17 protein-coding genes are annotated in these 19,079 nt (G+C 39.7%); 8 read left to right on the top strand and 9 right to left on the bottom strand.

The genetic code is table 11. From position 1 onward, the window contains the following. Nucleotide 1: 1 nt before the first annotated feature. Nucleotides 2-910 carry a methionyl-tRNA formyltransferase gene (gene fmt, locus GSQ84_RS08045; RefSeq protein WP_158796730.1) on the bottom strand — a complete coding sequence of 303 codons (909 nt, stop codon included), beginning with the start codon at nucleotides 908-910 and terminating at the stop codon, nucleotides 2-4. Nucleotides 911-1,055: 145 nt separating this feature from the next. Between fmt and GSQ84_RS08040 the strand changes: the two genes are divergently transcribed. Both GSQ84_RS08040 and GSQ84_RS08035 read left to right on the top strand, forming a co-directional pair. After that, on the top strand, nucleotides 1,056-2,111 hold the full coding sequence (locus GSQ84_RS08040) for a DNA topoisomerase IB (protein WP_158796729.1): 1,056 nt from the start codon (nucleotides 1,056-1,058) through the stop codon (nucleotides 2,109-2,111). Nucleotides 2,112-2,323: 212 nt separating this feature from the next. After that, nucleotides 2,324-2,620, top strand: a complete 297-nt coding sequence (locus GSQ84_RS08035; protein ID WP_158796728.1) for a Bor family protein — start codon at nucleotides 2,324-2,326, stop codon at nucleotides 2,618-2,620. Nucleotides 2,621-2,780: 160 nt separating this feature from the next. Here the strand turns inward: GSQ84_RS08035 and GSQ84_RS08030 are convergent, their stop codons facing one another. The 3 genes from GSQ84_RS08030 to GSQ84_RS08020 all read right to left on the bottom strand — a co-directional run bounded on the left by GSQ84_RS08030 (nucleotide 2,781) and on the right by GSQ84_RS08020 (nucleotide 5,373). Beyond that, complete coding sequence (locus tag GSQ84_RS08030; RefSeq protein WP_158796727.1) at nucleotides 2,781-3,008, bottom strand: hypothetical protein; 228 nt, start codon at nucleotides 3,006-3,008, stop codon at nucleotides 2,781-2,783. Between the two features lie 15 nt (nucleotides 3,009-3,023). Further along, a complete protein-coding gene (locus GSQ84_RS08025; protein WP_216848907.1) occupies nucleotides 3,024-4,169 on the bottom strand; it encodes an exo-beta-N-acetylmuramidase NamZ domain-containing protein in 1,146 nt (381 codons plus the stop codon). A gap of 247 nt (nucleotides 4,170-4,416) precedes the next feature. Continuing rightward, nucleotides 4,417-5,373: a hypothetical protein gene (locus GSQ84_RS08020; protein ID WP_158796725.1), complete on the bottom strand. Its 957-nt coding sequence runs from the start codon at nucleotides 5,371-5,373 to the stop codon at nucleotides 4,417-4,419. 456 nt (nucleotides 5,374-5,829) lie between these two features. Between GSQ84_RS08020 and GSQ84_RS08015 the strand changes: the two genes are divergently transcribed. From GSQ84_RS08015 to GSQ84_RS08005, 3 genes are all read left to right on the top strand, one after another. After that, entirely contained in the window at nucleotides 5,830-7,050 is a 1,221-nt protein-coding gene (locus GSQ84_RS08015) for an FtsX-like permease family protein (RefSeq protein WP_158796724.1), read from the top strand. Nucleotides 7,051-7,136: 86 nt separating this feature from the next. Continuing rightward, entirely contained in the window at nucleotides 7,137-9,377 is a 2,241-nt protein-coding gene (locus tag GSQ84_RS08010; RefSeq protein ID WP_158796723.1) for a GH92 family glycosyl hydrolase, read from the top strand. 70 nt (nucleotides 9,378-9,447) lie between these two features. After that, complete coding sequence (locus tag GSQ84_RS08005; RefSeq protein ID WP_174238635.1) at nucleotides 9,448-10,755, top strand: DEAD/DEAH box helicase; 1,308 nt, start codon at nucleotides 9,448-9,450, stop codon at nucleotides 10,753-10,755. 43 nt (nucleotides 10,756-10,798) lie between these two features. Here the strand turns inward: GSQ84_RS08005 and mazG are convergent, their stop codons facing one another. The 4 genes from mazG to mnmD form a co-directional block, all read right to left on the bottom strand. Next, the gene (gene mazG, locus GSQ84_RS08000; protein WP_158796722.1) at nucleotides 10,799-11,605 is read right to left on the bottom strand and encodes a nucleoside triphosphate pyrophosphohydrolase; all 807 of its coding nucleotides are present in this window, start codon (nucleotides 11,603-11,605) and stop codon (nucleotides 10,799-10,801) included. A gap of 218 nt (nucleotides 11,606-11,823) precedes the next feature. Then, nucleotides 11,824-12,936, bottom strand: coding sequence for an AI-2E family transporter (locus GSQ84_RS07995; RefSeq protein WP_158796721.1), 1,113 nt, complete (start codon nucleotides 12,934-12,936; stop codon nucleotides 11,824-11,826). A 118-nt stretch (nucleotides 12,937-13,054) separates the two neighbouring features. Continuing rightward, complete coding sequence (locus GSQ84_RS07990; RefSeq protein ID WP_158796720.1) at nucleotides 13,055-14,002, bottom strand: aldo/keto reductase; 948 nt, start codon at nucleotides 14,000-14,002, stop codon at nucleotides 13,055-13,057. 105 nt (nucleotides 14,003-14,107) lie between these two features. Then, the gene (gene mnmD / locus GSQ84_RS07985; protein ID WP_158796719.1) at nucleotides 14,108-14,797 is read right to left on the bottom strand and encodes a tRNA (5-methylaminomethyl-2-thiouridine)(34)-methyltransferase MnmD; all 690 of its coding nucleotides are present in this window, start codon (nucleotides 14,795-14,797) and stop codon (nucleotides 14,108-14,110) included. A gap of 47 nt (nucleotides 14,798-14,844) precedes the next feature. Between mnmD and GSQ84_RS07980 the strand changes: the two genes are divergently transcribed. Continuing rightward, entirely contained in the window at nucleotides 14,845-15,183 is a 339-nt protein-coding gene (locus GSQ84_RS07980) for an MmcQ/YjbR family DNA-binding protein (RefSeq protein ID WP_158796718.1), read from the top strand. A gap of 113 nt (nucleotides 15,184-15,296) precedes the next feature. Next, the gene (locus GSQ84_RS07975) at nucleotides 15,297-15,989 is read left to right on the top strand and encodes an OmpW family protein (RefSeq protein WP_158796717.1); all 693 of its coding nucleotides are present in this window, start codon (nucleotides 15,297-15,299) and stop codon (nucleotides 15,987-15,989) included. A gap of 65 nt (nucleotides 15,990-16,054) precedes the next feature. Here the strand turns inward: GSQ84_RS07975 and GSQ84_RS07970 are convergent, their stop codons facing one another. Continuing rightward, nucleotides 16,055-18,094 carry a M13 family metallopeptidase gene (locus GSQ84_RS07970; RefSeq protein WP_158796716.1) on the bottom strand — a complete coding sequence of 680 codons (2,040 nt, stop codon included), beginning with the start codon at nucleotides 18,092-18,094 and terminating at the stop codon, nucleotides 16,055-16,057. Between the two features lie 414 nt (nucleotides 18,095-18,508). Between GSQ84_RS07970 and GSQ84_RS07965 the strand changes: the two genes are divergently transcribed. Continuing rightward, entirely contained in the window at nucleotides 18,509-19,054 is a 546-nt protein-coding gene (locus tag GSQ84_RS07965) for a GNAT family N-acetyltransferase (protein ID WP_158796715.1), read from the top strand. Nucleotides 19,055-19,079 lie beyond the last annotated feature (25 nt).

The following is a 19,079-nucleotide window of genomic DNA, read 5'->3' as shown; positions in this document are numbered from 1 at the left end:
GCTATAATCGCATTCCTCTTAGAAATTCATCTACCATCATTCTTTTTTTACCTTCATACTGCACATCCAGTACACTAATCAAACCATCTTTAGTAGCAAACTTTAAATAAGTTTTTCCGTCTGTCTGAAATTCTCCGGGTGTTATGCCTGGTTCTGTTTGTTCATAGGCAGCTTTAAAGATCTTTATGGTTTTTTCATTTAATAAGGTAAAAGCTGTAGGATAAGGGCTTAATCCGCGGATCAAATTGTAAATGTTCTTCACCGGCTGATTCCAGTCTATCTGACAAAATTCCTTGAATATTTTTGGTGCATGTTTCAATTCGTCAGAAAATACCTGTGGTTGCTCCTTATATGTATTTTCCTCAATAGCCTTTACTGTCTTCACCAGTAGTCCGGCCCCTGCTTCCATCAAGTGATCATGCAGGTCGCCGGCAGAATCATCGTCAGCAATTGTTACGCGTTCAGAAAAAATCACATCCCCTGTATCTATTTCATGTTTCAGGAAGAAGGTGGTTACACCACTTTCAGTTTCCCCGTTAATAATAGCGTGGTTAATTGGCGCTGCGCCACGATATTGCGGAAGGAGGGAGGCGTGCAGATTAATAGTTCCTTTAGCAGGCATATCCCAAACGATCTCAGGAAGCATTCTGAAAGCTACTACCACTTGTAGATCTGCTTTTAATCCCTTCAATTCTTCTATAAACTCAGGGTCTTTTAGTTTCAGGGGCTGTAATATTTTTAAACCCTTTTCTACTGCGTATTTTTTTACGGCACTTTCCTGCAGCTTCTGGCCTCTTCCTGCCGGTTTATCTGCTGCGGTAACCACACCTGCAATTTCGTAACCAGCTTCCACCAAAGCATTTAGAGAAGCAACGGCGAAATCGGGTGTTCCCATGAAAACTATTCTCATCTTTTTATGTTTGTTTTTTTATCGGTAATAAAGCTACCGTGAGTTGTATGCTATTTGATCAGCTGAAGGCTCATAAAGGTTTCCTTATACTGTGTTTTAGCAAACAAAAATAAATAAAACTTAACGCATATTTTGCTCAATCTATATGGTTCAGACTCCTGAAGAGATTAAAGAAAGTGGTTTAGTGTATGTTACCGACAGTATGCCTGGTATTTACCGAAAAGGAAAGCCTGGCAAATTTCATTATGAGGATCAGCACGGAAATAAAGTAACTGATGAAGTTCAGCTGGAAAGAATTAAGGGATTGGTTTTGCCACCTGCATGGACTAATGTGTGGATAGCGGCAAAAAAGAATGCTTATCTGCAGGCTACCGGACTGGATGCCGCAAAGCGGAAGCAATACCGTTATCATCCAAAATGGACATCGAGACAGTCTGATCACAAATATTTCAGGTTGCAGGAATTTGGAAAAGCTCTTCCGCAGGCAAGAAAAAGAATAGCCAAAGATTTAAAAAGAAAACAGTTTGATGAGCAGAAGGTACTGGCCATTTGTGTACAGGTTATGCAAAAAACCCTGATCCGTGTGGGCAATGAATCTTATGCGCAGTTATATGGTAGTTATGGTTTGTCTACGTTAAGAAACAAACATGCTAAAGTTGACGGGAATACCCTGAAGCTAAAGTTTATTGGTAAAAAAGGGGTAAAACAGGAGGTTGCGTTAAATGACAGGAGCCTGGCTGCGATGGTGAAAAAATGTATGGAGATCCCTGGGCAAGATCTTTTCCAGTATTACACGGAAGGCAAAGAGCATAGAGCTGTAGATTCCGGTAAGATTAATAATTATATCAGGGAGATCACTGGGAGTGATTTTACAGCAAAAGATTTCCGTACCTGGGGAGGGACCCTGGAAGCTTTAAGGCAACTGGCTATTTGCTCGGGTAATGTAGAAGAAGAACGGCCTAAGAAAAAGGTCATTGTGCAGGTGCTGGATTGCGTGGCCAGTAAACTGGGAAACACAAGGGCTGTCTGTAAGAGTTCTTATGTATACCCTTTATTGCTGGAAGCTTTTGAAAACGACCAGCTGGCTAAATATTTAAAAAAGATCCATACCGAAAAGCCCAATACGATAGAGGCCATGGAAAATGATGAAAAGGTGTTGATGAAGTTTTTGAAAGAGGCTCAAAAGCAACAAAATGCCTAGTTGTATTTTGTTATTAATAGGCTTACCATTAATAATTTCACAAAATTTGTTGAAATTATAGATATTCACTTAATCGTTTTAATAATTTATTTTAGCATAATTTATGTTGTGTTTTTGGCTTTTTAGTTAACTTGTATTATATTTTTTAATTTTTTGAGGTTGCTAATGTTAATTTATTTAGTGATTATTGCCTTAGTTAACCTCAAAATTATATGAACAAAAAGTTTACAAAAATTGTATTTGCGTCATTATGCGCATCAATCATGCTTAGCTCTTGTTACACCTACACAAGTGTTGTTGGTAATGGGCCGCAAAAAAATCAGGAAGTAACAAAATGGAATCACTACCTTATAGACGGACTGGCGCCAGTTGGTGTTTCTGATTCGAAAGAAATGGCTGGGGGTGCAACTGATTATTCAGTTTTTACCAGGCAGACCTTTGTTAATGGATTGATCTCTGTTATTACTTTGGGCATTTACACACCTACCACAACTACTGTTAAAAAGTAGTTAAGAAGGAACTCTTATTTGTGTTTTTAATTGTAATGAGCATTTTGGGATCAACGATCTGGTCATTCATTCTAACAATTTAGGCCTCAAATCTTTTATACAACAAAGGCGGCAATTTGCCGCCTTTGTTGTATAAAAGATTTACTGAAAATGATCTCTCTTAGGAATTAGTTTGGTCTTCTTTAGGCGGATTTTTTATGGGTTCTGTAGGTTGTTCTTCCTGTTCTCTTTGTTTGGCAGGATTTTTAAAGTTAGGATTATCTTTTGTATAATCTTTATCCTCTGGTTTCTTTACGGCTTTATTGCCCGGATCAACTTTTCCTTTTGGAGTTGGTTCCTCAAAATTACTGCTGGGTTTTTCGCTTTTCTTCTTCGGTTCGTTATTCATATTGAGTAGATTTAATTAAGGATATAGCAGGTATTTTTTGCGTATTGCTTTGTAATGACTTAATCCGGGTTCCCAGCTTTCCCTGATTTCTTTTTCAGATTTACCTGCAATGATTTGTTCTTTTAGGGAGTAAACACCGGCAAGCTTGTCAATGTTTCCCATCTGTTTGCTCAATTTGAAATTGAAAAAATCTGCTTTATCAGGATAAGCCTGGTACAATTCGATCAGCCACTTAATATTTAACGTTTTATCCTTCCTAATGTTTAAAATATCATAATTTCTCAGATCAAGGCCATAACATTCCTGATCCTGGTGCAGCGGTGTTTCTGCCATTCCTTTTATACTTTTCGGCGTAAAGTAAAAATCATATTTTCCTTTTAATGCCGGTGCTCCGAGTATTGTAAAGGGATATTCTGTACCCCGTCCCTGACTGATGTAAGTTCCTTCAAACAAACATAAGGTAGGATACAACAGTATAGATTGCTGGGTATTTAGATTAGGGGAAGGTTTAACCGGTAATTCGTAGGGCATATCATGTGTATAATTGGCCACTTTGATGATTTTGATCTTACATTTTACTTTGTTTGTTAACCAGCCCTCGCCATTTAACATTTGTGCGTATTCTCCGACAGTAAGCCCATGAACAATTGGGATCGCGTTAAGGCCTAAACCAGAAACCAGTTTAGGATCGAGCACCGGGCCATCTACATAAAAACCATTTGGATTAGGCCGATCGAGAATGATCAGTTCTTTTTTATTCTCTGCACAAGCCTGCATCACATGTTGTAAGGTGTTGATATAAGTATAGAAGCGAACCCCTACATCCTGGATATCGAAAATCATCACATCAATATCGGCAAGGTCTGCCGTGCTGGGAACTTCATGTTTTCCATACAAGGAGATTACTTTAATCCCTGTTTTTTGGTCGACCGCATCATTTACAGTAATGCCTGCGCTGGCGTTACCTCTAAATCCATGTTCCGGACCAAAGATCTTTACAATATTCAATCCCAGTGTGGTTAAACTATCCACTACAGTTGTATTTCCAATGACAGATGTAGGGTTTACTACCATACCTATCCGTTTTCCTTTAAGCAAAGGCAGGTATTTTTCTGTTTGTACTGCTCCGGTAAGGATTTCTCCATTCGTCTTTCCTATCATATCAGGCAGAGGCTTGGTCAGATATTGTCTGTCTGACCTGGCAGCATAAGCACCAAACGCCTGTACAGCAATGACAGCGATGTAAATTGAAAAGAGTATTTTTTTTGATAGTTTCATGCTGTACTTTTTTGTTGAATAATTTGAAATAATGACATCCTTAGTAGGATTTTATAACTTAAATCATGGAAATTGGAAAAGGTACAAAAAATTAATAATAGAAAGGTGTTAATTTTCATCGCATAGGAGGCTATTGAATAACCGTCTCAGCTTTTAATTTTGCTCTTACTTTTTTAACAAAACTTAAGGAAATATCCATGTAATCAGCAATCTGATCATTTGAAAAATTAAGTTTAGTGATGAGCCTGTAAACCTCATTTTCTTTAGCTTCTAATTTCCCTTTTTTTATTCCTTTCCTTTCTCCCTTAGAGAATCCAGTCATTTCGGCTTCCTCCATTAAAATTTCTTCGAATGTTATCATATTTCTTGTGTTCTTATTTGTTAATAAATTAACTTCAAGATCAAATTTAGCCTTTGTTTCTGAAAATTCAAAATCTGTATAATAAAAAAGAAAATTCATTATTGCTCTTTCTTTATAAGGTGATAATCGTCTTTCAGCTATCAGTTTAACAATCCTCAGTTTATAGGCCAATAACCGTTGGTCAAACTCCAGTCTATTCTTAGATCCCTTTTTCAAAAGCGGAGCCTTAGCAATAAGGACTACCAATGCGAAGGGGTTTGCATGATTAATGATGTAATCATCGTCCTGAAGAGCTAATTTAAAGGTGTTATATTGATAGGAAAGTTTGGTGCCCATGTATTTAATTCCGAAAATACCGGCTCTTCTAATCTCATTTGCCTCTGTGAGAATAGCGTAGGCTACTATAGACATTTTATATTTATCGTAAAGCCTGTTAAAATAAGCGTACATGCGCTTGCTAAAATCTTTACTATACTTTTCCTGAACCTCCAGGTGAAGTAATATTTGATGCCCGGCCTTGTTGTGCAATTTGACCAGTTTATCTACTATTTTTTGTTCAATTTTCCCCCCTGAAGATGGAAACTCCTGAATCAGCTCTTTATTTAAAAACTCATAACCTTTTGCTAAATCAAGTGAATCCCCTAATTCAGGGTGGATAAAGGTCAGGAAATCCTCGAAAAGTTGTTCAAGGATGCCCTTCCACATCATGTCTTTTTGTTTACGCATGGAATCTAACTTAATCCCAAAAATTCATATAATGGTAATTTATTTTAACTAAAAGTAAATTTGCTGTAAATGAATAAGATAAAACCCACTCCATCATCGTTATCCTACCCAGGACTGCGTATCTGAAACACGTTTTTTTATCAGAAGAAATAAAAAATAACTTGTAAAACACCTAATATCCCACCAGCGCTTTCGTGGAGGGCGGACATCACTCAACTCTTGCTTTTATAAGCTTTTATTAACTACAATACATTTATTATTGATTTTCTCATTTAAGTATGAACCAAATATAAGTGTGTACTTAAAAAGTGGTTTTTTAAGTAGGTACTAAAGCCTGTAGCTTCAATAATAAGAATTTGTCCCTCAACAAGCACCCAGGTAAATTACGGATTAATTGAAATAAATTCGCACTTTTACGCTTGGAAGAGGTAAATAAAATTACCATTTATTTAAAAATTGAACACAGAATACTTTATAGCCCGGCGAATTGCCATTAAATCAGAACGCACATTTTCTAAGCTGATCGTCCGGATAGCCATTTCGGGGGTGATGCTCAGTCTTGCTGTAATGATGCTTTCTGTGGCAATTATCAAAGGCTTTAAAACAGAAATCCAGGAAAAGGTAAGAGGTTTTGTAGGTGATGTAAGGATCTTTAAACTGGACCTGAACAACTCTTTCGAGCTTACCCCATTTATTCCTTCTTCCAAAACCCTGTCAGATCTTAAAAACAACAAGGACATAGCCTACTTCCAGCCCTATGCTACAAAACCTGCCATTATATCTGCAAATGATGAAGTTGAGGGGGTGAATTTTAAAGGAGTAGACAAACAATTTAATTGGGATTACATCAAAAAACATATCGTTAGCGGCACCGTTATCGACTTCGCGGACAGCACTAAAGCAACCAAACAGATACTGATCTCTGCTTTTACCGCAAACCGGCTCAAATTGAAAACAGGCGATACTTTTATTATGTACTTTGTGCAGAACCCTCCCCGTAAGCGTCCCTTTAAAATTGTTGGTATTTATGATATCGGAGTCGAAGAAATAGACAAAGGTTTTGTACTGGGAGATATTAATATCATCAGACGTCTGAATAACTGGAAACCAGATCAGATTGGTGGTATAGAAATAAAGCTAAACAACTTCTCTCAATTGTTGTCGGAATCTGACAAGATCTACTCTAATCTTGAAATCAACCTGAAATCGGAATCTGTAGAAGAATACTTCCCGAATATATTTACCTGGCTTTCACTACTGGATGTGAACACCAGGGTACTGCTGATCCTGATGATGATTGTCGGCGTAATCAATATGATCACCGCTTTGCTGATCATGATCCTGGAACGCACCAATATGATCGGTATGCTGAAAGCTTTTGGAATGACAGATTACAGCGTGATGAAGATCTTTCTTTACAATGCCTTATACCTTGTGGGTATAGGACTGTTGCTGGGTAATATTCTTGGGTTAGGATTGGGATACCTGCAAGAGTATACACATTTCTTTAAGCTGAACCAGTCTTCCTATTACCTTTCTTACGTTCCGGTAGAGATACATTTTATAGATGTACTACTGCTGAATGTGGCTACCCTTGTTATTTGTTTGATTGTATTGATCGTGCCCTCAATGCTGGTGAGCAGGATCTCTCCGCTGAAAGCGATCCGGTTTAAATAAATTCGCCTAAATTCGATCGCTAAATCGTAGTTATTCACTCTATTATACCTTACATTTATCGTTGTATATACCACTTCGATAAAGTAATGATAAAGAATAACAGCATTCTGGCATTCCTGTTTATTTGTTCTTTTAGTGTCTTCGGACAGGAAGCGCAGGAATTTGCAGGTAAGGGAAATTTAAAATATGTAGATCCCCGGATCGGTAATGTAGGACAATTACTGGAACCTACCAGGCCAACAGTACAGCTTCCTAATCAAATGATGAGGATGTTTCCTCAAAGAAGTAATTACCTTTCTGATCAGATTTCCAGCTTCCCGCTGCTGGTGGTTTCACACCGCCTAGGAGAAGCCTTTTCGATGAAACCCTCTGTAAAAGATGTTGCTTCAGCAAGCTGGAAGGAACAAATGGCCTACGATCACGACCTTGAGGTCACCCGTCCCTGGTACTACTCTACCTACCTGATCGATAATGATATCAAAGTAGAATTTACCCCGGGAAAAAAATCTGCTATTTATAGGTTCGAGTTCCCAAAAAAGGGCGATAAACATATTTTATTCGATTTATATAATGAAGGGGTTGGCAGCTGGAAGTTTGTTTCAGGGAAAGAATTGTATGCTACAGAAACTTATCATGACGATATAAAAATATACTTATACGGAGTTTTCAGTACAGCCGGCAAAGTAGTTACCGTTCAGGATCAGCAGATTTCTGAAAGTAATTCGGTAGAAGGGAAAGGCGTGAAATCTGAGATCAGTTTCCCTGAAAGCGCACCTTCATCCATTGAATTCAGGTATGCAGTTTCTTACATCAGCGCAGCGCAGGCCCGTAAGAACTTCGAATCGGAACTAAAAGATAAAAAATTTAGTACGCTGATGGCTGATGCGGAGTCTGCATGGGACAAAAATATCAATCAGATCCAGGTTGAAGGTGGAACAGAAAGCCAGAAAAGAAGTTTTTATACGGCACTTTACCGTAGCCAGGAACGTATGGTAGATATTACTGAAGACCATCAGTATTATAGTGGTTTTGACAAAAAGATCCACCAATCAGACCGGCCGTTTTTTGTGGACGACTGGACATGGGATACCTATCTGGCGCTTCACCCGTTAAGAACCATCCTTAATCCTGCTATAGAAGAGGATATGCTCAATTCTTATGTACAGATGTATACACAAAGTGGATGGATGCCTACTTTTCCCGTACTTTTTGGCGATCATGCCTGTATGAACGGTTTTCATTCTTCCATTCTCTTTTTAGATGCGTATCGGAAAGGGCTTCGTCATTATGATGTGGCCAAAGCTTATGAAGGCATGAAGAAAAATGCAGACGAAGCGACCATGCTGCCCTGGAAAAATGGCCCTAAAACAGATCTGGATGATTTTTATTACAAAAACGGCTATTTTCCTGCTTTGCAGAAGGGTGAGGCAGAAACAAATAAAACCGTAGATTCCTGGGAGAAAAGACAGCCTGTAGCCGTGACGCTTGGTGCCAGTTATGACGATTGGGCTGTGGGCCAGCTCGCAAAAGATTTAGGTAAAAACAGTGATTTTAACAGGTTCAATGCCCGTAGTAAAAACTATAAAAATCTCTGGGATAAAGACAGTCAGTTTTTTATGCCAAAAGATAGCAAAGGCAACTGGGTGAAGATAGACCCCAAGTTTGATGGTGGAATGGGAGGAAGGGACTATTATGATGAAAATAACGGATGGACCTACCTGTGGCAGGTTCAGGAAGATGTAAGTGGTTTGATTGGCCTGATGGGCGGAAAGAAGAACTTTGAAAACAGGCTCGACCAGCTTTTCAGGGAAAGCCTTGGGCGCAGCAGATATGAGTTTAACGCAAAGTTTCCTGATGCAACGGGCCTGGTTGGCCAGTATTCTATGGGTAATGAGCCCAGCTTCCATATTCCCTATTTGTACAATTTTACTGACGCTCCATGGAAAACCCAAAAGCGGATACGGTTTTTACTGGACGTCTGGTTTAAAGATAATATTTTTGGTATTCCGGGTGATGAAGATGGGGGAGGGATGTCTGCTTTTGTGGTTTTCTCTTCTATGGGTTTCTATCCAGTTACGCCTGGTCTGCCGGTATATACTATCGGAAGCCCTCTTTTTGAAAAGACAACCATAGATCTGCCCAATGGAAAACAGTTCCATGTAATTGCCAATCATTGTTCCGTAGTTAATAAGTATATTCAAAGTGCAAAGTTCAACGGGCAGCCTTTAAATGTTCCTTTCTTTACACATGATCAGTTAGTGGCAGGTGGAAAACTGGAGTTGGAAATGGGACCGATGCCTAACAAGAGCTGGGGAACCGGACAGTAAATTTCAGATCGTACCTGATATTGAGCTTATTTCCGTAAATTTGCCGAATATTAAAATTAACTGAAGAACTGTGTCATTAGATAAATTAAAACTAAGTAAGGCCCTTGTAACAGCGATGACTGATGCTGGCTACTTAACCCCTAAAGAAATTCAGGCGAAAACTATGTCGAGAATTCTTGGAGGACAAGATGTAATGGCTGTAGGGCCTGAAGGCTCAGGCAAAACTACAACCTATATTCTTGGTGTTTTAATGCGCTTGAAATATACTAAGGATGATGCACCTAAAGTGCTGATCCTGGTAGCTGATGCAGATCGAGCCATTGCCGTAATCGACCAGTTCGTATCCCTAAGCAAAAACAGGGATTTAAATATTGTAGGCCTTTATGGTACAGGTGGTGTAGATGCAGAGATCGGTGAACTGGTTTTAGGAATTGATATTGTAGTGGCTACGCCAACACGTGCAAGGGCTATTTACCTGAAGTTAGGATTGAACCTGAGTAAGCTGCAAACTTTTATTGTAGACGATGCAGAGCTGATCATCAAACAGGGAATGCAACTGCCGGTTTGTGAACTGGCCAGAAGTGCAGGCAAATGTCAGCATTTGGTTTTCACTGAAGTGGTGCATGAAAAGCTGACTAAAATGACAGATCAGTTCATGAATTTCCCAACGGTGATAGAGGTAGAGGACTTTGGAGATACAAAGACAGAAACCGTAACCCAGGTATTGTATCATGTACCAAATTATAAAACGAAAATCAACTTACTGCATACTCTATTGCGGGATGATGAGGTGTTTGATAAAGTGGTCGTCTTTGTAAACACAAGATTAACTGCTCAAAAACTAACAAAAAGCATCGCCAGCAGTAAAGAAATGGAATTTTCTATGCTGAAGCCTTTGCATTTTGATGAAGAGGGCTTTGATGATTTTGAAGACTTTAAACAAAGTCCTGAAGCCAGAGTTTTGGTAGTAGCCAATGAAGGTCAGGCGCCGCTGAACCTGGATGGTATTCCTTTTATCTTCCATTTTGAAGTGCCGGAAGAAAAGGAGACTTTTTTAAGCCGCATCATTAAAAATAAAGAGAATACCGAAGAAGTAGTGGCCATTACTTTCTCTACAGATATGGAACTTGTTCAGGTGAAAAAGATTGAGCAGGCCATTGGCCAGAAGCTGGAACCGGCTGAACTTCCTGAAGGAATGCTGATTGAAAAGAATACTGCTAAACCAAAAGGGTTAGACAAAAACCGGGTGGTAAAAGAGAAGTTTGATGAGCCTGCCGGTGGTGGTGCTTACCATGATAAAAAAGAGAGCAATTCCAAAACCTATAATTATGGCATCGGCCAAAAGGCTAAAATGACCATGAAGAAGAAACATTCCTAACGATTAATTTTTCTCTCCTCCCGCGTAGAGGAGAGAAAAATAATTATAATTTCTTTGCCTCGTTCCAATAGACATCCATTTCGGCAAGTGTCATATCCTGAAGGGCTTTACCGCTTTCCTGAGCTTTACTTTCTATATACTGGAAACGCTTAATGAATTTCTTATTCGTTTTCTCCAGGGCATTTTCTGGGTTTATCCCAATAAATCTGGCATAGTTAACCAGTGAAAAGATCAGGTCTCCGAACTCGCTTTCAGCTTTTTCAATGTCTATAGCTTCATTGTCAACTACATTGTATTCTTTTTTGAATTCTGCTAATTCTTCTTCTACCTTTTCCCAAACCTGGCCTTTATTGTCCCAGTCGAAACCAATTCCCCTCGCTTTTTCCTGGATACGCCCCGCTTTAACCAGTGCTGGCAGTGAAGCCGGAACACCGCCCAGTACAGATTTATTACCTTCTTTAAGTTTAATCTGCTCCCAATTGCGTTTTACATCATTTTCATCCTGTACTTCAACATCACCATAAATATGCGGATGACGGTTGATCAGTTTATCGCAAACACTGTTCAGCACATCTACAATGGTGAAATCATTAGTCTCTGAAGCAATCCTGGCATAGAATACCAGGTGCATCATTACATCTCCCAGTTCCTTTTTTACTTCAGTCAGGTCGCCGTCCAGTATCGCGTCAGATAATTCATAGGTTTCTTCTATTGTCAGATGGCGCAGTGTTTCCATCGTTTGTTTTTTGTCCCATGGGCATTCCGTTCTAAGGGTATCCAATATGGTTAACAACCTTGAAAAGGCGGTAGATGGATCGGCTGCGGTTACTGGAGGAATATTATTCGGCATAAATTTCAATTGAAAAGAAAGTGCTAAAATACCAAACCGATTCTATTTAAAAGAATTTATACTTTCTGCTGCTGTTTAATGATAACGTTGATCCAATATAATGAAGAGGTCACGTCTTATAGAAAAGATCAGCTGCTTTTAATAATAGCGTTGATCCAATAGATCCAGCATACCAGAAAAGAGGTCAGGTCTTATAGAAGAGAAACAGAATTTAAAGATTACTCAGGTTCTTCCAGTTTAATCTTTTTAGTGATCCGGTATACTTTCCGTTTTTTACCTGGTTTTCGCTGCTCGCCCAGTAAAACTCCCCACGGTTTTAATTCATCCACACGATCAAAAATAATCTTCAGGATGGCCAGATAAGGGATGCACAAAAACATTCCTGAGATGCCCCAGATCATTTCACCTATAACGATGCCTATAAAAGCGAATAAGGCATTGATCTTTACTTTTGAGCCCACAACCAGCGGCATCAGAATATTGCCGTCCAGGGCGTGTACAGCTACAAAACAAACAACTACAAATAATACTTTAGTGGCTCCGGCTGTAGCAAACGTGATCAAAACGCTGATCAGTAAGGCAGAAAATATCCCTACATAGGGAACAAGATTAAATATCCCGGCAATCATGCCCAGCAACAATGCGTATTTTACACCTATTAAGGTCAGTGCAAGGGTAAGTAAACTCGCTACAATCAGCATTTGAAGGAATAGCCCTAAAATATAACGTTTAATAATATACTGAATCTGTTCTACGATATCACTCACTTTTCCTTCATGTTCTTCTTTAAATACACCTTTTAAAAATTGGAAAAGTATACGGCGGTAATTCAGGAAAAAGAAGGTGAACAATAGCAAAAAGGCCAGAAATAGCAGGGTAGAGGAAAGTGTCATTAAGGTAACCCCCAATACTGTTGCACTGGTAGCTACAGCATTCGTGGCACTATTTCTTAAATAATCGATTTGCCGTTGTGCGTTTACATGAAACGTACCGGAGACCCAGTGCTGTAGATCTTCAAACGTGTGTTGCGTTTGCTGTTTTAACAATGGCCAGTCCTGCCCCAGATCACTCAGCTGATTACCCAGGAAATAAATAATGCCGGCGATAAAAGAAATCATAACAATCACCGACACCAAAGCCGCAAGGCTTCTTTTGAACCTCAGTTTTTTCTCTAAAAAATTAGCTACCGGCAGCAGCAGCATAGCCAATAGAAAGGCCGACATCATAGGGGCTAGTAAACTGTGCCCCAGTATAGCCAGATAACCCAGGCAAATAATAAAGATAAGTACAAAGGCAAGTTTGGCGTAAAAAGGTAAATTAACGGTTTTCATGGAAAATCATTTAAGGCGTTAACTTAGCTAAAAACAAATGCCCTGCCAAAATTATTTAGCAGGGCATTGGCCCGAAAACGGTTATGCTGCAAATTAATGCATTAAATCACTGCAAATACTATGCACTTGCTTCGTCGAGAATTGATATATCTTCTACATTCAGTTTTAGTGTTGCAGCTTTGGTCAGGTCTTCTAACTGGCCGGTGCTGGTTACGCTGGCAATAGGTGCTGTAACCGACGGACGGGCAATCAGCCATGCCAATGCAACACTGGCAGGAGATGAATTGTATTGTTCTGAAACTTCATCCAGTGCTTTTAAAATCTTAAAACCTCTGTCATTCATAAAGTCTTTTACGCCACCACCACGCGGACTTTTTCCCAGATCCGCTTCAGACCGGTATTTACCTGTCAGGAATCCACTCGCTAAACCGTAATAATTGATCACGCCAATGTGGTTGTCCAGACAAAAATGTTCCAGCTCTTTCTCAAAACCTTCACGTTTATATAAGTTATACTCCGGCTGAAAACTTTGGTACTTAGGCAGGCTTAACCGCTGACTAATATCCAGTGATTCTTTTAAGCGCTCAGCAGTAAAATTTGAAGCACCTATCCAGCGTATCTTTCCGGCCTTGATCAGCTGGTCGTAAGCTTCCAGTGTTTCTTCAATCGGTGTTTCGGGATCATCAAAGTGAGACTGGTACAAATCAATATAATCCGTTTGCAGGCGTTTTAATGACGCATCCACAGCTTCAAGGATATATTTTTTTGATAAACCTTTTTTACCATCACCCATGTCTGCACCTACTTTAGTAGCCAGGATGATCTTGGTGCGATTTTTTCTTGACTTCGTCCAGTTGCCAATGATCGTCTCCGATTCACCACCCTGGTTTCCAGGTTTCCATCTGGAATATACATCCGCTGTATCTATAAAATTAAAATCTGCTGCTGTAAAAGCATCCAGGATCTCAAAAGATTTTTTTTCATCTAATGTCCATCCAAATACATTGCCGCCGAAAGTTACGGGGGCAACTAATAAATCTGTATTGCCTAATTTCCTTTTTTCCATTGTTTTCTATCATGCTTATAGAACTGAACATTTATTCGTCATGCATTCTTAACACGAACAATTAAGGTAGAAACAAGTTTGACTAATTTAGTCGTGAAATTGTAATTAAAGTTCGGTCTCTTCAGCCGGTAATTTTACAGCACGCAGCATCTCCCTTTTTCCGGGTGCCCCGGGAAGTTTTTCGATCTTCATACCAACACTTTTTAAGGCACGCTTTAGTTTTCCGGTAATGGCGTAGGTAACAAATATGCCACCCGTTTTCAGTAATGTGCAAACCTGTCCAATCACTTCATCCGACCACATTTCTGGCTGGTGCTGTACGGAAAAAGCGTCAAAATAAATCAGGTCGAACAATGTGGAGGACGTAAAATCATTTAGTTTGGTATGGGCAATCGTTAGCTCCTGATAGGGGAGCAGCGTTACAGGAGTTATCAATGCCTGTTCATACTGACCGATAAAATCATTCCATATCCCTTCAGGAACAAATTGATGGTATTGTGTGGAGTTCAGTTCTTCCCTTGTTAAGGGATAAGCTTCAATGCCTGTATAATTGAGCATCAATTGGTGTTCTGCGGCATAGGCCGATGTGAGCAGGAAATTCAGTCCTGTACCAAAGCCTATTTCCAAGATGGAAATGGGCTGACCCGGAAAACTCAGCTCCGCATGTTTTAAACCTGCATCTATAAATACATGTTTGCTTTCCTGCAAAGCCCCGTGTTTGGAATGATAATGTTCACCAATGGTTTCATTATATAGCGTGTTAGAGCCGTCTGCGGTAGGAGTGATAATGTTCATTCCTGCAAATTTATCTGAATTACTTAAATTAGCTGTAAATTATTCATATGGATATTGAAATGTTTAGGGAGTACTGCCTTAATCTGCCGGGTACAACGGAAGAAGTGAAATGGGGCGACTGCCTTTGTTTTATGATTGAAAAGAAAATCTACGCCATCTATTCACTGGATGCAGCAACGCTGGCTTTGAAATGCAATCCCGAAGAGTTTGATGAACTGACTGCACAAGATGGAATTGAGCAGGCCTGGCACCTGGCAAAAAGACAATGGATTGGTTTGGCCGATCTGGAAGTGTTGCCTCTCCCTGAACTAAAAAGCAGAATTGCCGAATCGAGAAGATTTGTACTGAAGAAATTACCCAAAAAGATACAGGAGGGTTATCTATAGGATGTGTTCCTGGTCATTGCACATTCGTGAGCAACATCATGTTCCTTCATGTCAAAGCGCATTATTTTTAATTGATAGTGACTATAAATTTGTTTCAAATAAATTAAGTTATTATGAAAAGGTTAATCGTACTTGCAGCAATGATGATTGCTGGGATGAGTGTTTTTGGTCAGACTACTGATACTACTTTCTACAGGTGGAGAGTCAGACTGCGTGCTACAGCTGTACTTCCGCAGGAAAGTGCTACCCTAGGGGTGATCGGCGGAGACGCCAATATTTCAAACTCTGTAATTCCGGAACTGGATTTTACTTATTTTTTCAATAAACATTTTGCAGCGGAGCTGATACTGGGAACTACCCACCACAAGGTAAGTACCACTTCATCTGACCTGAGTGCTATCGGCGGAAGCAACAACGCTGATGTTAATTTAGGCAAGGTATGGTTATTGCCACCTACATTGACTGTTCAATACCACTTGCCAGTTGGTAAATTCAATCCTTACATCGGTGCCGGTGTCAATTACACCATATTTTACAGTGTAGATAACGGACCTGTAGTGAACAACGTAAAGTATAAAGATAAATTTGCTTTTGCCGCTCAGATAGGTACTGATTATGATATCAGCAAAAGGTTTTTTATCAATGTCGACCTGAAAAAGATCTTCCTGAAAACTACAGCGACTGTAGATGCTTCAAATTTAACACCTGCCGGCAGTCCACAACTTTCACCCGTACTGGGGAATATCAAAGCAGATGTGAAAATCTACCCATGGATGCCAAGTGTAGGAGTAGGGTATAAGTTTTAAAATTTTTACTAAAAGAAAAAGCGCCGCTCCAACATGATTTGGAACGGCGCTTTTACGTTTGTGGGTTACCAGAGTCTGATTCTGTCTTCAGGTTTTTTATATAACTTATCACCTGGTTTTACATCAAATGCATTATACCATGCATCCATATTTACAGGTGCACCAATAGTTCTGTACTCGCCAGGCGAATGCGAATCTGTTTTGATCAGCTGCGCAGCACTTTGAGGTAAAATATTTCCTCTCCATACTTGTGCCCAGGAAAGGAAGAAACGCTGATCAGGCGTAAACCCATCAATTTTCTCATTAGATTGTCCTTCTTTGGTGAGTTTAAATGCTGTATAAGCTACATTTAAACCGCCTAAATCACCAATGTTCTCTCCCATGGTTAGTTTTCCATTTACATGGATGGTATCCAGTACAGCATAGCCGTCAAATTGTTCACCCAAAGCTTTTGTTTTAGCTTCGAACTTGGTACGGTCTTCACTGGTCCACCAGTTATGAAGGTTACCTTTTCCATCATACTGGCTGCCCTGATCGTCAAATCCGTGCGACATTTCATGGCCAATTACTGCACCAATACCACCGTAATTCACTGCATCATCAGCCTCTGGTGAAAAGAACGGGAATTGTAATATTCCGGCAGGGAAAACAATCTCATTCATGGTTGGGCTGTAATAGGCATTTACTGTTGGCGGCGTCATGCCAAAACGGCTTCGGTCTACCGGTTTACCCAATTGGCCAACCATATCTTTAAATTCCCAGATATCAGTATTTCTCAGGTTTTGGAAATAAGAATTACGTGCAATCACCAAGCCATCATAGTTTTTCCATTTATCAGGATAACCTATTTTTGGGGTAAAAGCATGCAGTTTATCCAGTGCTTTTTGTTTGGTTGCATCGCTCATCCAGTCCAGGGCCTTGATCCTGATCTCAAAAGCTGCGCGCAGGTTAGCAATCAGTTGCGCCATGCGGGCTTTAGCTTCCGGTTTAAAGTATTTTGCTACATAAAGCTGTCCCAATAATTCACCAATCGAACGGTCTGTCAGGGAAGACATGCGTTGCCATCTGGGTGTTTGTATCTTTTGTCCGGTCTGCACTTGAGTAAATGCAAAGCTGGCCTTTACAAATGGAGAGCTTAAATCAGAAGCGGAATTTTTTAATACATTCCATTCCAGATAAGTTTTCCAGTCGTTTATGGGTACGCTTTTTAATAAACTATCCAGGCTCACAAAAAATTTTGGAGCACCTACCAATACGGTATCCTGTCCTTGTACCAATAACTTAGGCAGCATTGCCTTCCAGTTGATTTCTGGTGTGATGGCATTAAAAGCGGTAACGGTAAATTTATTATAGGTTTTATAAGGGTCGCGCATTTCCAAACGTGACATTTGTGCTTCAGCCAGCGATTTCTCTATAGCGAGTACCGTATTCGCTTTTTGTTGCGCTTCTGCCGCAGTACTGCCTGTTAAAGTGAACAGGGTGGTCATATAGGTGATGTAGGCTTCACGGATCTTGACTGTCCTGCTGTCATCCTTAAGATAATAATCACGGTCGGGCAAAGTTGTTCCGCCTTGTCCCAGCGAGGGGAGATACTTGTCTACATTTTTTCTATCCTGGCTTACACCAAAGCGGAAAAGCGGATCGGCCACACCATTGGTGCGCATATAAACCGATTCTTCAAGTATCCCCTGGATATTTTTAATCTGTTTGATCCTGGCCAGGTCTGCTTTGATAGGTGTGTAACCTAATTTCTCAATGGTCAGGCTGTCCATGGCTGCGGCATAAAAATCGCCCACACGCTTTTTTACAGATCCTGCAGGTGCCGATTGGTCAGCCGCAGCGTCTGTCACTATGCTTTTAACAGCATTGATATTAAAATCTCTTAATTCATTGAAACTTCCCCATCGGGTTTCTTTTGCTGGTACAGGGTTGTTTTTTATCCAGGTTCCACTTGCATATTCGTAGAAATCATCCCCTGGTTTTACAGAAAGATCCATGTTTGCGGGATCTATTAATTTTTTTGGCGCTTGTTGTGCATAAGAAGAATAGCTCGCCGCTACAATTCCCAGCATCGCAAAATAGCTTTTAAAGTGTTTAGTGTTCATCGTTCTGTTAATAAGGTGCTTTTGAACGCCCCTTTCATGATTGATGCATCATTATGATACTACAGCAGGTTATTTGAGACGTTAGTAAGTGCTCAAAATAAGAAATACGACAAACTAAATTGGTTTATATTGAAAATATTACCTGTTGAACCAGTGATAGATTTTTATTAAACCTAGTTTTTTACTGATGAATCCCGGAAGGAAGAAGGCTTTAATGGATTTCATAGCTTAAAGGTATATGACTTAAGGATTTATAGAGTATTAACATATTTTAACATAATTTATTGTGTGTATATGAAAAATAATAATACAAATTGTTTTGCGACAGGCAGGTACTGATGAGCTATGTCATAATTACTATATTTGGCCGTTAATGATCTTTATGATATTTTACGCAAATCTCAAATAATATAAATGGCCCAGTTGAAATTTTTTACCGAACGCTTAAAGTTAAGATTAGTGGAAATGGCAGATCTGGAAGCCATCCATTTATTACATCATCTTGCAGAAACAGACCAGTATAATACCTTAGGTATCCCCAAAGATCTGGAAGAAACGAATGTCATTATGGATGGATGGATCAATGACCACCAGAAAAAGAACATTAAGAATTATACCTTCACTATAGAACTGGAAAAGGGAGGTTTTATTGGGCTGATTGCATTGAAACTGTCTTCTTCTAAATTTAACAGTGCCGAAGTGTGGTACAAGATCAATGTAGAACACTGGAATAAAGGTTATGCCACAGAAGCGATTAAGGCCGTGATCAGGTTTGGGCTCGACCGACTTAAGTTACACCGCATTGAAGCGGGATGTGCCGTAGAAAACCTGGCCTCTATCCGTGTGCTGGAAAAGGCCGGGATGACAAAGGAAGGAAGAAAAAGACAAATTCTGCCTTTGAAAACCGGGTGGATGGATAGCTTTGAATTTGCCATTCTGGATGAAGAATGGAAAGCGTAAATGATTTTCCCTCAAAAACCTTATT

The sequence above is a fragment of the Pedobacter sp. L105 genome (genome assembly GCF_009765875.1).
In the GTDB taxonomy this organism is placed as follows: domain Bacteria; phylum Bacteroidota; class Bacteroidia; order Sphingobacteriales; family Sphingobacteriaceae; genus Pedobacter.
The sequence above is the reverse complement of the archived record's forward strand: the minus strand, read 5'-3'. Positions and strand labels throughout refer to the sequence as shown.